Annotated in this window: 14 protein-coding genes; 9 read left to right on the top strand and 5 right to left on the bottom strand. The window is 67.4% G+C overall.

Annotation, left to right across the window (positions count from 1 at the left end; genetic code table 11):
• Nucleotides 1-31: 31 nt before the first annotated feature.
• Both OC372_RS05560 and OC372_RS05555 read right to left on the bottom strand, forming a co-directional pair.
• Nucleotides 32-832, bottom strand: a complete 801-nt coding sequence (locus OC372_RS05560) for a c-type cytochrome (RefSeq protein ID WP_029261592.1) — start codon at nt 830-832, stop codon at nt 32-34.
• Between the two features lie 20 nt (nt 833-852).
• Nucleotides 853-1,410 carry a heme-copper oxidase subunit III gene (locus tag OC372_RS05555; RefSeq protein WP_205828862.1) on the bottom strand — a complete coding sequence of 186 codons (558 nt, stop codon included), beginning with the start codon at nt 1,408-1,410 and terminating at the stop codon, nt 853-855.
• A gap of 288 nt (nt 1,411-1,698) precedes the next feature.
• Here OC372_RS05555 and trpD point away from each other — a divergent pair, with 288 nt between their 5' ends.
• Both trpD and OC372_RS05545 read left to right on the top strand, forming a co-directional pair.
• Nucleotides 1,699-2,769: an anthranilate phosphoribosyltransferase gene (gene trpD / locus OC372_RS05550; RefSeq protein ID WP_262001140.1), complete on the top strand. Its 1,071-nt coding sequence runs from the start codon at nt 1,699-1,701 to the stop codon at nt 2,767-2,769.
• Nucleotides 2,770-2,771: 2 nt separating this feature from the next.
• Entirely contained in the window at nt 2,772-3,758 is a 987-nt protein-coding gene (locus OC372_RS05545) for a PHP domain-containing protein (RefSeq protein WP_181156214.1), read from the top strand.
• 18 nt (nt 3,759-3,776) lie between these two features.
• Here the strand turns inward: OC372_RS05545 and OC372_RS05540 are convergent, their stop codons facing one another.
• From OC372_RS05540 to OC372_RS05530, 3 genes are all read right to left on the bottom strand, one after another.
• Complete coding sequence (locus tag OC372_RS05540) at nt 3,777-4,721, bottom strand: 5'-3' exonuclease (protein ID WP_105710375.1); 945 nt, start codon at nt 4,719-4,721, stop codon at nt 3,777-3,779.
• Between the two features lie 31 nt (nt 4,722-4,752).
• Nucleotides 4,753-5,253, bottom strand: coding sequence for a PKD domain-containing protein (locus OC372_RS05535; RefSeq protein ID WP_262001139.1), 501 nt, complete (start codon nt 5,251-5,253; stop codon nt 4,753-4,755).
• A gap of 269 nt (nt 5,254-5,522) precedes the next feature.
• Entirely contained in the window at nt 5,523-6,062 is a 540-nt protein-coding gene (locus tag OC372_RS05530) for a hypothetical protein (protein ID WP_262001138.1), read from the bottom strand.
• A gap of 238 nt (nt 6,063-6,300) precedes the next feature.
• Here OC372_RS05530 and rpsA point away from each other — a divergent pair, with 238 nt between their 5' ends.
• From rpsA to OC372_RS05495, 7 genes are all read left to right on the top strand, one after another.
• Nucleotides 6,301-7,758: a 30S ribosomal protein S1 gene (gene rpsA / locus OC372_RS05525; protein WP_105710170.1), complete on the top strand. Its 1,458-nt coding sequence runs from the start codon at nt 6,301-6,303 to the stop codon at nt 7,756-7,758.
• Between the two features lie 142 nt (nt 7,759-7,900).
• Nucleotides 7,901-8,758 carry an ABC transporter ATP-binding protein gene (locus OC372_RS05520; RefSeq protein ID WP_262001137.1) on the top strand — a complete coding sequence of 286 codons (858 nt, stop codon included), beginning with the start codon at nt 7,901-7,903 and terminating at the stop codon, nt 8,756-8,758.
• Nucleotides 8,755-9,795, top strand: a complete 1,041-nt coding sequence (locus OC372_RS05515; RefSeq protein ID WP_105710168.1) for an aliphatic sulfonate ABC transporter substrate-binding protein — start codon at nt 8,755-8,757, stop codon at nt 9,793-9,795. The genes OC372_RS05520 and OC372_RS05515 overlap by 4 nt, the downstream gene beginning before the upstream one ends.
• Complete coding sequence (locus OC372_RS05510; protein ID WP_262001136.1) at nt 9,792-10,649, top strand: ABC transporter permease; 858 nt, start codon at nt 9,792-9,794, stop codon at nt 10,647-10,649. Before OC372_RS05515 ends, OC372_RS05510 begins: the two co-directional genes overlap by 4 nt.
• A complete protein-coding gene (gene acs / locus OC372_RS05505; protein ID WP_410054855.1) occupies nt 10,646-12,649 on the top strand; it encodes an acetate--CoA ligase in 2,004 nt (667 codons plus the stop codon). Before OC372_RS05510 ends, acs begins: the two co-directional genes overlap by 4 nt.
• Complete coding sequence (locus OC372_RS05500; protein WP_105710166.1) at nt 12,646-13,950, top strand: O-acetylhomoserine aminocarboxypropyltransferase/cysteine synthase family protein; 1,305 nt, start codon at nt 12,646-12,648, stop codon at nt 13,948-13,950. Before acs ends, OC372_RS05500 begins: the two co-directional genes overlap by 4 nt.
• Nucleotides 13,947-14,531 (top strand): CoA-binding protein, encoded by a 585-nt coding sequence (locus tag OC372_RS05495; RefSeq protein ID WP_258134069.1) that lies wholly within the window; start codon nt 13,947-13,949, stop codon nt 14,529-14,531. Before OC372_RS05500 ends, OC372_RS05495 begins: the two co-directional genes overlap by 4 nt.
• Nucleotides 14,532-14,556: the final 25 nt, after the last annotated feature.

Below are 14,556 nucleotides of genomic sequence, written 5' to 3'. Positions count from 1 at the left end.
TCCTCGTACGTTCCTCTTCGATGAATAAGCGTCAGTTGGACTTCGCCGTGATCCACACGGTGATGGCGACGAGCGCGCCGATTCCGAAGATCCAGACGAACAGGCCCTCGGAGACCGGTCCGAGCGAACCGAGCGAGAATCCGCCGATCTGCACGGACTGCTGCTGGAAGAGCAGCGCCGAGATGATGTCGCGCTTGTCCTCGTCGGACAGGTTCATGTCGCCGAAGACCGGCATGTTCTGCGGGCCGGTGACCATCGCCGCGTACATGTGCAGCGCGCTGGTCTCCTGGAGACCGGGTGCGTACTTGCCCTCGGTGAGCGCTCCACCCGCTGCGGCCACGTTGTGGCACATCGCGCAGTTGACGCGGAACAGCTCGGCGCCGTTCGCGACGTCACCTTCTCCGTCCAGGATGTGGTCGGCGGGGAACGTCGGGCCGGGAGCCTCGGACTGCACGAACGAGGAGATCGCGAGGATCTGGTCCTCGGTGAACTGCGGTGCCTTCTGCGGCGCCTGCGGTCCCTGCATCTGCAGGGGCATGCGACCGGTCGACAGCTGGAACTCGGTCGCCAGCTCGCCCACGCCGTACAGGCTGGGGCCGTTGGCGGTTCCCTGCAGGTCGAGACCGTGGCAGGTGGCGCAGTTCGCCTGGAACAGCTTCTCGCCGTCTTCGACGGTCAGCTGCGTCGACGCGGTCGGCGTGTCGGATGCGGCGAACGCAGCCGTCGCACCGGCGTACACGGCGCCGGTGATCATGAGGCCTGCTCCGATGAGCGCGGCCGCCGCCAACGGGCTGCGACGACCGCTGGAACGGCGCTTCTTCTCTCGTGCCATCTCGGGGATCAGCTCCGCTCTTATTTCAGGAAGTAGATAACGAGGAACAGCACGATCCAGACGACGTCGACGAAGTGCCAGTAGTAGGACACCACGATCGAGGAGGTCGCCTCCTTGTGCCGGAAGTTCTTGACGGCGTATGCGCGTCCGATGACGAGCAGGAACGCGACGAGGCCGCCCGTGACGTGAAGGGCGTGGAAGCCGGTCGTCAGGTAGAAGGCGGAGGCGTACGAGTCGGCGTTGATCGGCATGCCTTCAGCGACCAGCTGTGCGTACTCCCACACCTGGCCGGAGACGAAGATCGCGCCGAGGGCGAAGGTGAGGAAGAACCACTCGACCATTCCCCAACCGAAGAGGCGACGGCGTCCGGCGCCGTTCTTCTGCCCCTTACCGATCTTGTAGGGCTGCAGGTCTTCTGCCGCGAACACGCCCATCTGGCACGTGAACGAGGAGAGGACGAGGATCGCAGTGTTCACTGCGGCGAACGGGACGTTCAGCAGCTCGGTCCGGTCTGCCCACAGCTCCGGGGAGGTGCTGCGGAGCGTGAAGTAGATCGCGAAGAGTCCCGCGAAGAACATCACCTCACTGCCGAGCCACACAATGGTGCCGACAGCTACCGGGTTGGGCCGCTTAATCGTTCTCGCCGCCGGGGCATACGTCGCTGAGGTCGTCACCCCTCCATTATGGCCGATCCTGGGGCGTGATTCTTGCACCCACGACCTTCGAATCGCCGGACCTGGACTTAGGGGACCCTAAGAAAACACTGCGAATACCCGGTGAATCCGCGGGAAACAGGGGGTGGGCACGGAGTGCGCATGCGTGCGGAAGCATCTGCATGTTTTCTCCACGCCGATAGGATCGCACACATGCCTGATTCGTTGACCTGGCCCGACGTGCTCACCTCGCTGTTGGAGCGCCGCGATCTCAGCGTCTGGGAGTCCACGTGGGCGATGCGTCAGATCATGCAGGGTGGCGTGAGCGAGGCGCAGCTCGCCGGTTTCCTCGTCGCTCTCCGTGCGAAGGGCGAGACGATTGACGAGATCGTCGGGTTCCGTGATGCGATCCTCGAGGCCGCCGTGCCGCTGCCGGTCTCCCCGGACGTGCTCGACATCGTCGGAACCGGAGGGGACCGCGTCGGTACGGTCAACGTGTCCACGACCGCGGCGATCATCATCGGTGCCACCGGCGTGCCCGTCGTGAAGCACGGCAACCGTGCGGCCAGCTCCGCCTCCGGATCGTCGGACGTGCTCGGAGCGCTCGGCCTGGAGCTTTCTCTGAACCCCGCCGACGTGGCATCCATTCTCGACCGCACCGGCATCACGTTCGCGTGGGCCGGGGCGTTCCACCCGGGCTTCAAGCACGCAGGCACCGTGCGTGCCGAGCTCGGGGTGCCGACGGTCTTCAACATGCTCGGCCCGCTGTGCAACCCGGCGCGTGCCGAAGCCAATGCCGTCGGTGTCGCGCAGATCGAACGGGTGCCGCTGATCACGGGCGTGTTCCGCACCCGCGGCGCGACCGCACTCGTCTTCCGCGGCGACGACGGGCTCGACGAGCTGACGACCACCGGACACAGTCGTATCTGGGAGGTCACCCGGGGAGACATCCACGAGCACGACCTCGACCCCCGCGACCTCGACATCCCGATCGCCGATCTCTCCGACCTGATCGGCGGCTCACCGCAGCACAACGCCGAGGTGCTCCGGCGCACGCTCGCGGGGGAGACCGGCGCGGTACGCGACATCGTGCTCCTCAACGCCGCTGCCGGAATCGTCGCCTTCGAGCTCTCGCAGGACGCCACGCAGGTGCAGCGGCCCATCCTGGAGCGGTTGCGCGCGGGGTACGACAAGGCCGCGGCGGCGGTCGACGACGGTCGTGCCCTGGCCAAGCTCGATCAGTGGATCGGCGTCAGCCGCGAGCTGGCGGCACCCCAGGAGTGATCGTGGATCCCGTCGACGCGCTGCTCGAGATCGCCTCCCTCCTCGAACGCGAGCGTGCGTCGCGGTATCGGGCGAAGGCGTTCCGCCAGGCCGCGGCGACTCTGCAGGATCTGCCCGACGACGTGCAGGCCGATCCGACGAGGCTTCGTGCGGCAAAGGGCATCGGAGAGTCCACATTCGCGGTCATCCGTCAGGCGCAGGCGGGTCGGATTCCCGACTATCTCGTCGAGTTGCGCGGCGACGTCGAGCCGGAGCGCGTCTCGGCGCTGCGTGCCAAGCTGCGCGGTGACCTGCACGCGCACACCGACTGGTCGGACGGCACGACACCCATCCCGGTGATGGCCGCGGCCGCGCGGGCGCTGGGACACGAGTATCAGGCGATCACGGATCACTCTCCACGACTCCGGGTGGCACGCGGGTTGTCTGCCGAGCGCCTTCGTGAGCAGATGCCGTTGGTGCGTGCCGAGTCCGGCGACGGATTCACTTTGCTCGCGGGGATCGAGGTGGACATCCTGGAGGACGGCACACTCGACCAGGAGGATGGGCTGCTCGCGGAACTCGACATCGTCGTGGCCTCCGTGCACTCCAAGCTGCGCATGGACGCACGGCCGATGACGGCGCGGATGATCGCCGCCGTCTCGGATCCTCGGGTGAATGTACTCGGGCATTGCACGGGCCGGCTCGTGCAGGGCGATCGGGGAACGCGTCCGCCGTCGGCGTTCGACGCCGCAGCCGTCTTCGCCGCCTGCGCGGAGAACGGCGTGGCGGTGGAGATCAACTCGCGGCCCGAGCGGCAGGACCCTCCGGACGAACTGATCGCCATCGCGCTCGACGCGGGGTGCCTGTTCTCCATCGATTCGGATGCGCACGCACCGGGGCAGCTGTCGTTGCTGGATCACGGCGCCGAGCGCGCGGAACGGGCGGGGATCCCCGCATCACGGATCGTGACGACCTGGGGCCTATCCCGTTTGCTCGCCTGGGCCGAGTGAGTCGGGCCCGCACGCCGATCAGTCGGCCTGCAGGGCAGCCTTCGACACGGCTGCGACCGCCCGCGTCATGGAACCGCCGAGGTTCCACTTCTCGGCGAGAGCGGTGGCGGCGTCGACCTCGGCGGGGTCGAGGACGCGGAGCGGGATGCCGGGGGCGCTGATCGGCAGCGAGGTCGCCACGGCGACCACGGTGGGTGCGACCTCGAGGTAGTCCGAAGCCGCCAGGACCTTCGCGCGGACTCCCGCGCTCATCCCCTCGCCGGCTTCCGCCGCGGCGCGGATCCCCGTGAGGTCACTGTGCGTCTGGAGGAGGGTCGCCGCTGTCTTCTCTCCCACGCCGGGGACGCCAGGGAGCCCGTCGGAGGCGTCACCGCGCATGGTCGCGAAGTCCGCGTACTGAGACGGGAGGACCCCGTACTTGGCGACGACGGTCGCATCGGTCACGATCTCTAGGTTGCTCATGCCGCGCGCGGTGTAGATGACGCGCACGTCGCGGGCGTCGTCGACGAGCTGGAACAGGTCGCGGTCGCCCGTGACGATGTCGACCGGCATCGTGGCGTCGGTCGCGAGTGTGCCGATCACATCATCGGCCTCGTGTTCCGCGACGCCGATGATGGGGATACCGATGGCGGCGAGCGTCTCGCGGATCAGAGGGATCTGCGCCTCGAGCGGGTCGGGGATCTCCTCGACGTCCGGCCCACTGGCCACGATCTCGACGACGCGATGGGTCTTGTAGCTCGGGATGAGATCGACGCGCCACTGCGGGCGCCAGTCGTCGTCCCAGCACGCGATCACATGCGTCGGCTCATACAGGGTGACGAGCTTGGCGATGATGTCGAGCAGACCGCGGGCCGCGTTGATGGGCGATCCGTCCGGCGCCGTCACTTTGTCGGGAACGCCGTAGAAGGCGCGGAAGTAGAGGCTGGCGGTGTCGAGCAGCATGAGGCGGTCGGCGCGGGTCATGGACTCAGCGTAGAGCGCGGTCGGCCCGCGGTCAGCAACCGGGCGCACCGGGTTGCTCGACGCAGGTGCGAGCGACCAGTGCGGTCTCTGCTTCGTAGACACGGATCTGCCGCGCCGGGCCATCGATGGACAGCTCGCCGTCGATCGGGAACCACCCACCGCCGATGTCGACCTCGGCGGTGTAGTGGACGGTGACGTGCGCCGAATACGTGCCGCGGTCGCGATACGTGTGACTCGTCGGGGTCGGGGTGAACTGCGCCTGCCCCAGGGAAGCCCATGACCGACCGCCTGTGTTCGAGGTGGCCGCTGTGCCGTCGCCGAACGCGAACCCGAAACGGACAGGCGTGAATCGTACGCTGATCGGTCTGTCGAACAGCGTGCCGGCACGGGTGTGCACGGCTGCGGCTGCCACGAAGTTCGTCGGCATGCCTGCGATGCCGACGTTGCCCGGCTCTCCGGCGGTGGTGACGGGTGCAGGAGCGAACTGTGCGACGTCGGTGATGGTGAGCGGACGGCCTTCGTCGTTCGTCACCCGCTCAGCGGTGAAGTTGCAGGACGCCTGGCGGACGGGGTCGGTTGTGCAGGGCTTCGGCTTCTCGGGACTCGTCTGCTTGTCGCCTGGAGTGTCAAGTGACCGGGAGGCGTCGCGGGGCGATTGGGTATCGGTGCCGGAGATGACGACGGAGTTGTTGACGTTCGATGCCCAAGCATCATCGATACCCGCCTGGGGCGGACGAGTGTCCGTCTGCCCAGCCGCCACGAGCCCCAAGACCAGAGAGACGATTAGCAGGGCGCGGACTCTTAGCATTTGATCGCCGCCGTCGAGATGGTCGACAATATCGCCAGTGCGGAGTCTGTCTTCGCAGGGACGAACTCAACTTCGAGCGATTGTCGGGGTGCGCGGTCGGCTGGCACTACTGAAACATCATTCGTGTCGAGCAGTTCAACGTCCGAAACGTCCAAGCAAAGACGAGCCGCGATGATCTGTCCGTCGTGCGAAACAGGAGTGAACGAGTCGAACGTGGTTTCGCCAGAGCGGGTCATGCCGCTTGCATAAAAGGCGTTGTAGTTCTCCTTGGCTGCTGAGAGGGCTTCCCCTCGTAGCCATCGGTACACCGGTTCAAACGAATGTGGATCGTGAAGATCAGTCGCGTTGGACGCATCCGTGTATGCCCGATAGGTCGCCTCGGCGGCGGCGAAGGCCTCTTCTTCCGAGGCGAAGGCGGGGGTCGGAGTAGGCGAGGGCAAGGGCTCGGGCGCGCAGCCGGCGAGCAGGAGAAGAGTGCTCGTGAGTGCTGCAACGCGCGCGAACGAGCGGAAGGAAGGCGTCGGGGAGATCACCCGGTCACGCTAACTCGGAGGGCCGCCTGCCCGTTCGAGTTATCCACAGCTCGCGAGGCCGGAATCCGACTTCCTGCGGGATCCGAAGTTCTGATAGCCTTAACCGTCACTCGTGGCGTGCATGCGCATGCCCTCGTGGCGAGAAAACCAAAATCCAACCGCTGAGAAGCATGCAGTCGGCCGTGCGCGGCCGTTGAGTCTCAGCCCGAGTCTCCATTCAACAAGGACAACCCACTACATGACTACCGCAACGACCGCCCCGGCCACCAAGCAGGTCGCCATCAACGACATCGGATCTGCTGAGGACTTCCTGGCCGCGGTCGAGAAGACCCTGAAGTTCTTCAACGACGGCGACATCATCGAAGGCACGATCGTCAAGATCGACCGCGATGAGGTCCTCCTCGATGTCGGCTACAAGACCGAGGGTGTCATCCCCTCGCGCGAGCTCTCGATCAAGCACGACGTCGACCCCAACGAGGTCGTCGCTGTCGGCGACCTGGTCGAGGCCCTCGTTCTCCAGAAGGAGGACAAGGAAGGCCGTCTGATCCTCTCCAAGAAGCGCGCACAGTACGAGCGTGCCTGGGGAGACGTCGAGAAGATCAAGGAGAACGACGGCGTCGTCACCGGTACGGTCATCGAGGTCGTCAAGGGTGGACTCATCGTCGACATCGGCCTCCGTGGCTTCCTGCCGGCGTCGCTCATCGAGCTGCGTCGCGTCCGCGACCTCACGCCGTACCTCGGCCAGGAGATCGAGGCCAAGATCCTCGAGCTCGACAAGAACCGCAACAACGTCGTCCTCAGCCGTCGCGCGCTGCTCGAGCAGACGCAGTCGGAGTCGCGCACCACGTTCCTGAACAACCTGCACAAGGGTCAGGTCCGCAAGGGTGTCGTGTCGTCGATCGTCAACTTCGGTGCGTTCGTCGACCTGGGTGGCGTGGACGGCCTCGTGCACGTCTCCGAGCTGTCCTGGAAGCACATCGAGCACGCCTCCGAGGTCGTCGAGGTGGGCCAGGAGGTCACCGTCGAGATCCTCGAGGTCGACCTCGACCGCGAGCGCGTCTCCCTGTCGCTGAAGGCGACGCAGGAAGACCCGTGGCAGGTCTTCGCCCGCACCCACGCGATCGGTCAGGTCACGCCGGGTAAGGTCACCAAGCTCGTTCCGTTCGGTGCGTTCGTCCGCGTCGCAGACGGCATCGAGGGCCTCGTCCACATCTCCGAGCTCTCCAGCAAGCACGTCGAGCTGGCCGAGCAGGTCGTGTCGGTCGGCGAAGAGGTCTTCGTCAAGGTCATCGACATCGACCTCGAGCGTCGCCGCATCTCGCTGTCGCTGAAGCAGGCCAACGAGTCGGTCGACCCCAACGGCACCGAGTTCGACCCGGCTCTCTACGGCATGCTCGCCGAGTACGACGAGAACGGCGAGTACAAGTACCCGGAGGGCTTCGACGCCGAGACCGGTGCGTGGAAGGAAGGCTTCGACGCCCAGCGCGAGGCATGGGAGCAGGAGTACGCTGCAGCCCAGGCTCGCTGGGAGGCGCACAAGGCTCAGGTCGTCAAGGCGGCCGAGGCCGAGGCCGCAGCCGGAGAGGACTTCGGCGGAGGCCAGTCCTTCACCAGCGAGGTCGCCGGCGCCGGCACCCTCGCCGACGACGAGGCTCTCGCGGCTCTGCGCGAGAAGCTCTCGGGCGGCAACGCTTAAGCAGCACTCTGAATCGGGTCGCCACCTCGCCTTCGGGCGGGTGTGGCGGCCCGTTTCGCTTTTCCGGGGTGCTGCTGCTTTTGCGTGACGGAACATTACGTCGGCATTCGTAACAATCGGTCCGCCCCGCCAGCATGGGGTTATGACTGCTCTGCTGCCCGCGTCGCGCACCGCTGACGCTTCGCCGTCGGCAGGAACTGCGCAGGCTGTCCGTCTCGACGGGATCGACCGTTCCTTCGCGCTGCCGCGCGGGAGGCGCGACGTGCTCCGCGGCATCGACCTCCACATCGCGGCCGGGGAGATCCTCGCGGTCGTCGGTCCCTCCGGGTGCGGCAAGTCCACCCTCCTCCGTCTCGTCGGCGGACTGGATGCTCCGACGAGCGGACGCATCCTCCTCGACGACATCGGTGTCGCCGACGTCGACGAGCGGACCGCCATCGCCTTCCAGGAGCCGCGACTGCTCCCATGGCGCACCATCGCCCAGAACATCGAGCTCGGCCTGCCGCGAGGAACCGCCCGCCGTGTCGGCCGTGAGCGAGTGCGCGAGCTGCTGCACCTCGTGGGGCTCGAGCACGCGGCCGACCAGCGCCCGCGCGAGGTCTCCGGCGGTATGGCCCAGCGCGCCTCCCTGGCCCGGGCGCTCGCCCGAAACCCCGGGGTGCTGCTGCTCGATGAGCCGTTCGGCGCGCTCGACGCCCTGACGCGTCTGCGCATGCACGATCTGCTCCTGAAGATCCATGCGGCCGAGCCCACCACGATCCTGCTGGTCACCCACGACGTCGAAGAGGCGCTCTACCTCGCCGACCGCGTGCTGCTGCTGCGCACGCTGGACAGCTCGGGCACGGGCGCCGACGACGACCAATCCATCGCCCGCACGATCTCCGTGCCGGGCGTCCGTCCCCGCGACCGCGCCGACCGTGGCCTCGCCGACCTGCGCGCCGACCTTCTCGAAGGACTCGGCGTCGACACCCACCACCGCATCACCGAGGAGTCCCGATGAGCACCACCACACGCCGAATCATCCCCGCGATCGCGATCGCCGGGACGATGATGCTCGTCGCGACCGGGTGCGTGGCCGGAGAGAATGCCAAGGCATCGGACACCGAGAGCACACCGGGCACGACCGAGTGGTCGGCGGACACCCTGTCGATCGACTTCGCCACCTACAACCCGCTGAGTCTGGTCGTCAAGGACCAGGGCATCCTCGAGGAGATCCTCGGCGATGACGTCGAGGTCGAGTGGGTGCAGTCCGCCGGCTCGAACAAGGCCAACGAACTGCTGCGCTCCGGCTCCGTCGATGTCGGCTCGACGGCAGGATCGGCCGCACTGCTCGCTCGGGCGAACGGCTCGCCCATCCAGGTCATCGACATCTACTCGCAGCCCGAGTGGTCTGCCATCGTCGTAGGCCCGGACAGCGACATCACCGGCCTCGAAGACCTCAAGGGCGCGTCCGTCGCCGCCACCAAGGGCACCGACCCCTACTTCTTCCTCCTGCAGGCACTCGAGGAGGGCGGCCTGTCGCTCTCCGACGTCGAGGTGCAGAACCTGCAGCACGCCGACGGCCGAGCCGCGCTCGACGGTGGCTCCGTGGACGCCTGGGCGGGACTCGACCCGATCATGGCCGCGGCCGAGGTGGAGTCGGGTGACCAGCTCATCTACCGCAATGTCGACTTCAACACGTACGGCTTCCTCAACGCCACCGAGGACTTCATCACGAACCATCCCGACCTCGCACAGGCTGTCGTCGACGCGTACGAGCAGGCGCGAGAGTGGGCGCTCGAGAACCCCGAGGAGACTGCCGCGCTGCTCGCCGAGGTCGCCGGCATCGACCCCGAAGTCGCCACCACGGTGATCGAGGAGCGCTCGAACCTCGACGTGAGCGGCGTCCCCGGTGACGACCAGATCGCGGTGCTCGAGAAGATCGCGCCCGTTCTCGTCGAGTCCGGTGACGTGCAGGGCGGCAAGGACTCCGTCGACAAGGCGCTCTCATCGATCGTGAACGACACGTTCGCGAAGAAGGCGGTCGACGGCGAGTGACCATTCCCGACCGACTGATCGTTCCCGAGGAGTCTCGGGACGCGCTCGACTTCGCGAAGGGCACGTCACAGCCCCGGAGCGGGGCTACGCGGCGCTCGTGGGACCGGCCGGTCGTGCGGTTCATCGCCGGTCTCCTGCTGCCCGTGATCATCCTGACGGCCTGGCAGGTGGTGACGACGAGCGGGATGGTGCCGCCGTACCGCCTGCCCACACCGGCGTCGGTGTTCCAGGCCGGTGTGGAGCTGGCCGAGACCGGACAGCTCTGGACGCACATCGCGATCTCGGTGCAGCGCGTGCTGCTCGGTTTCGCGATCGGATCCGTCATCGGGTTGGCCGCGGCCGGCATCGTCGGGCTCTCCCGGCTGGGAGAGGTGCTTCTCAGTCCGACACTCACCGCAGTCCGCGCCGTGCCGTCGCTGGCCTGGGTGCCGCTCCTCATCCTCTGGATGCAGATCGGCGAGGAGTCGAAGGTCACTCTGATCGCGATCGGTGCGTTCTTCCCGGTGTATACGACGGTCTCGTCGGCGCTCCGACACGTCGATCCGCAGCTCGTCGAAGCCGGGCGTTCGTTCAGCCTGCGCGGCTGGTCGCTGTTCCGCATCGTGCAGCTGCCGGCGGTGGTGCCGTCCGTCGTGTCCGGGCTGCGTCTGGCACTCGCGCAAGCGTGGCTGTTCCTCGTCGCCGCAGAACTCATCGCAGCGTCCATGGGCCTGGGCTTCCTGCTGACCGAGTCGCAGAGCAGCGGGCGCGTGGACCGCATCCTGCTCTCGATCGTGCTGCTCGCACTTCTGGGCACGCTCACCAACGGGATCCTCGTGCTGGTCGAGAAATACCTGCTCCGTCGGTGGGTGTGAGGGTGACCGAGGCTCGACTGCAGGAGTCGCGTGTGTACGCGCCCGGCGGCGGATTCAGCGACGCGAACGTCACCGCGGAGGCGTATGCGCGCGCCGCCGCGGATCCGATCGCGTTCTGGGAAGAGGCCGCGCGCCGCCTGGACTGGTCCGAGCCGTGGAACACCGCCCACGAATGGGACCCGCCGGTCAGCGATGCCGTTCCGGCGGCGCGCTGGTTCGTCGGCGGCAGACTCAACGTCGCGGTCAACTGCGTGGACCGTCACGTCGACGCCGGACGCGGCGACAAGGTGGCCCTGCATTTCGAGGGGGAGCCGGGCGACCGCCTCTCGGTCACTTACGCCGATCTGCAGCGCCGCGTGTCGCAGGCCGCCAACGCGCTCACAGCTCTCGGCATCCGTCCCGGGGACCGCGTCGTGATCTACCTCCCCGTGCTCGTCGAGACGATCGTGATCACTCTCGCCTGTGCGCGGATCGGCGCCGTGCATTCGCTCGTCTTCGGTGGCTTCTCGGCCGAAGCCGTGCGGTTCCGTCTCGCTGACACCGGCGCGAAGCTGCTGGTCACGAGTGACGGTCAGTATCGCCGCGGCACCGCCACCGAGGTGAAGTCGACGGCCGACGTCGCCGCGGCGGATCTTCCTGACCTCGAGCACGTCCTCGTCCTGCGCCGCACCGGTCAGGACGTCCCGTGGACGGACGATCGCGACGTGTGGTGGCATGACGTCGTCGACACGGCGTCGCCGGAGCACGAGGCGGAATCCTTCGACGCCGAGCATCCGCTCTTCATCATCTACACGTCCGGCACGACGGGGAAGCCGAAGGGGCTGGTGCACACGTCCGGCGGGTACCTGACGCACGCGAGCTGGGCGCACTGGGCCCATTTCGACGCGAAGCCCGACGACGTGCACTGGTGTACCGCAGACCTCGCGTGGGTCACGGCGCACACCTACGAGATCTACGGTCCGCTGTCGAATGGACTCACGCAAGTCGTCTACGAGGGAACTCCCGACGCACCGCACCGGGAACGCCACCTCGAGATCATCGAGCGCTACGGGGTGACCGTCTACTACACGGCGCCCACTCTGATCCGCACGTTCATGACCTGGTTCGGTGCGGAGCTGCCACAGGGCCACGACCTCTCCACCCTGCGACTGCTCGGCACCGTCGGGGAGGCGACCAACCCGGAAGCCTGGGTGTGGTTCCGACGCAACTTCGGCCGCGACGAACTGCCCGTCATCGACACCTGGTGGCAATCCGAGACCGGCGCGGCGATGATCGCCCCGCTCCCGGGAGTCACCGCCCTCAAGCCGGGCTCTGCCTCGGTCCCGCTCCCGGGCATCGATGCGGCGGTGGTGGACGAGCGGGGCGACGAGGTCGCGCCCGGCCGCTCGGGCACCCTCGTGGTCCGCAGACCCTGGCCCGGAATGGCCAGGACCGTGTGGGGTGACCCCGCCCGCTATCGCGACGCCTACTGGTCGACGTTCGCAGGTAGGGGTGACCACGGCGGGTTCTACGTGGCCGGTGACGGAGCGACCAGGGACGCCGACGGATACATCTGGATCCTCGGCCGACTCGACGACGTCGTGAACGTCTCGGGACACCGACTCTCCACGATCGAGATCGAATCGGCTCTGGTCGCACACGACACCGTGGGGGAGGCCGGGTCCGCCGGCGTGTCCGATCCGGTCACCGGACAGGCCGTCGTCGCCTTCGTCACCCCGTCCGGCCGGGCAGAGATCACCCCATCCGACCTGCGCACCCAGGTCGCACGATCCATCGGCCCCGTCGCCAAGCCGAAGCACATCGTGATCGTGCCCGACCTGCCGAAGACCCGCTCGGGCAAGATCATGCGCAGACTCCTGGCACAGTTGTGGGAGGCCGAGCAGGATCGCAGAGCCGGCCGCGACCCCGGCCCCCTCGGGGACACCACATCGCTGCAGAACCCCTGGGCCGTCGACGACATCGCCGACGTGCTCGCCGCCGCCGAACTGAGGACAGCATGACGGAAGAACACCGCTTCGGATTTCGCACCAGAGCCCTGCACGCCGGTGGCACGCCCGACGCGGCGACCGGTGCCCGAGCGGTGCCGATCTACCAGACGACCTCGTTCGTCTTCGAGGATGCGGCGGATGCGGGGAACCTGTTCGCCCTGCAGAAGTACGGCAACATCTACTCGCGGATCGGCAACCCCACGGTCGCCGCACTGGAGGAGCGCCTGGCATCGCTTGAAGGCGGCATCGGCGCCGTCGCGACCGCATCGGGCATGAGCGCCGAGTTCATCACGTTCGCGGCCCTCGTCGGGGCCGGCGACCACGTCGTCGCTGCGGCTCAGCTCTACGGCGGGACCGTGACGCAACTCGACGTGACGCTGCGACGGTTCGGCGTGGAGACGACGTTCGTCGCGTCCTCCGACCCTGCCGACTATGCGGCGGCCATCCGTCCGGAGACCAAGGTCGTCTACGTCGAGATGATCGGCAACCCGTCCGGGGAGATCGCCGACATCGAAGGACTGGCCGCCGTCGCCCATGAGGCCGGGGTTCCCCTCGTGGTGGACGCGACTCTCGCCACGCCCTACCTGGCACGGCCGCTCGAGCACGGCGCCGACATCGTGATCCACTCCGTGACGAAGTTCCTGGGCGGGCACGGCACCACCCTCGGCGGCGTCGTCATCGAGAAGGGGACGTTCGACTGGGGCAATGGCAAGTTCCCGCAGATGACCGAGCCCGTGGACTCCTACGGCGGCATCAAATGGTGGGACAACTTCGGGGAGTACGGATTCCTCACCAAGCTTCGCTCGGAGCAACTGCGCGACATCGGCCCGGCACTCAGCCCGCAGTCGGCCTTCAATCTTCTCCAAGGCATCGAGACGCTTCCGCAGCGCATCGATGCTCACCTCGCGAATGCACGCATCGTCGCCGACTGGCTCGCCTCCGATCCGCGGGTCGCCTACGTGACGTGGGCGGGTCTCGAAGAGCATCCGCACCACGATCGGGCGGCGAAGTACCTGCCGCTCGGCCCCGGTTCGGTGTTCGCGTTCGGCGTCGCGGCGGAAGATGGCCGGAAAGCGGGGGAGACGCTGATCGAGAACCTGCAGCTCGCCTCGCATCTCGCCAACATCGGCGACGCTCGCACCCTCGTGATCCACCCGGCCTCGACGACGCATCGCCAACTCACCGAGGCGCAGCTCGTCGCCGCCGGCGTGCGCCCCGACCTGATCCGCATCTCGGTGGGTCTCGAAGACGCCGAAGACATCATCTGGGATCTCGACCAGGCCCTCACGACCGCGACAGGAGCGAACCGATGAGCGAGACGCAGACGGCCACCGCAGAGTCCTGCGCTGTTCCGGCGGTGTCGGACGGGGTGGCCTGTGCGCTGCCCGGTGCGCCCGCAGCTCATCCCGAGCGGAGCTGGGTCGGCCCGAGCCAACAGGAGCGCTTCGGACTGCTCCGGCGGGCCAAATCCATCGCGATCGTGGGGGCGTCGAACAACCCGGCGAGGGCGTCGTACTTCGTGACGACCTACCTCCTCTCCAGCACCGGCTACGACGTCTATCTCGTCAACCCGCGCGAGACCGAGATCCTCGGGCAGCCGGTCTACGCGTCGCTGAGCGACCTTCCCGTCGTCCCCGACATCGTGGATGTGTTCCGCCGGCACGACGACCTTCCGGGTGTCGCGCAGGAGGCAATCGAGGCGGGCGCGCAGACGCTCTGGCTGCAGCTCGGCTCATGGAATGAAGACGCTGCGGCGGTCGCCGAGGCGGCAGGGATGTCGGTGGTGATGGATCGTTGCATCAAGATCGAACACGCGCGATTCCACGGCGGTCTGCACCTCGCCGGGTTCGACACCGGCGTGATCAGCTCGCGGCGCCAGCTGCTCGCCCGCTGAGCATCAATCGGATCGAAACATAGAC

The organism is Microbacterium sp. Mcb102, assembly GCF_024519805.1.
Lineage (GTDB): Bacteria > Actinomycetota > Actinomycetes > Actinomycetales > Microbacteriaceae > Microbacterium.
This window is presented reverse-complemented; position numbering and strand designations above follow the sequence as displayed.

Excerpts from the sequence above, each read along its gene's own strand:
- OC372_RS05495 (WP_258134069.1), top strand. The coding sequence starts at position 13,947 with ATGAGCGAGACGCAGACGGCCACCGCAGAGTCCTGCGCTGTTCCGGCG.
- rpsA (WP_105710170.1), top strand. The coding sequence starts at position 6,301 with ATGACTACCGCAACGACCGCCCCGGCCACCAAGCAGGTCGCCATCAAC.
- OC372_RS05520 (WP_262001137.1), top strand. The coding sequence starts at position 7,901 with ATGACTGCTCTGCTGCCCGCGTCGCGCACCGCTGACGCTTCGCCGTCG.
- trpD (WP_262001140.1), top strand. The coding sequence starts at position 1,699 with ATGCCTGATTCGTTGACCTGGCCCGACGTGCTCACCTCGCTGTTGGAG.
- OC372_RS05560 (WP_029261592.1), bottom strand. The coding sequence starts at position 832 with ATGGCACGAGAGAAGAAGCGCCGTTCCAGCGGTCGTCGCAGCCCGTTG.
- OC372_RS05515 (WP_105710168.1), top strand. The coding sequence starts at position 8,755 with ATGAGCACCACCACACGCCGAATCATCCCCGCGATCGCGATCGCCGGG.
- OC372_RS05555 (WP_205828862.1), bottom strand. The coding sequence starts at position 1,410 with ATGTTCTTCGCGGGACTCTTCGCGATCTACTTCACGCTCCGCAGCACC.
- OC372_RS05500 (WP_105710166.1), top strand. The coding sequence starts at position 12,646 with ATGACGGAAGAACACCGCTTCGGATTTCGCACCAGAGCCCTGCACGCC.
- OC372_RS05540 (WP_105710375.1), bottom strand. The coding sequence starts at position 4,721 with ATGACCCGCGCCGACCGCCTCATGCTGCTCGACACCGCCAGCCTCTAC.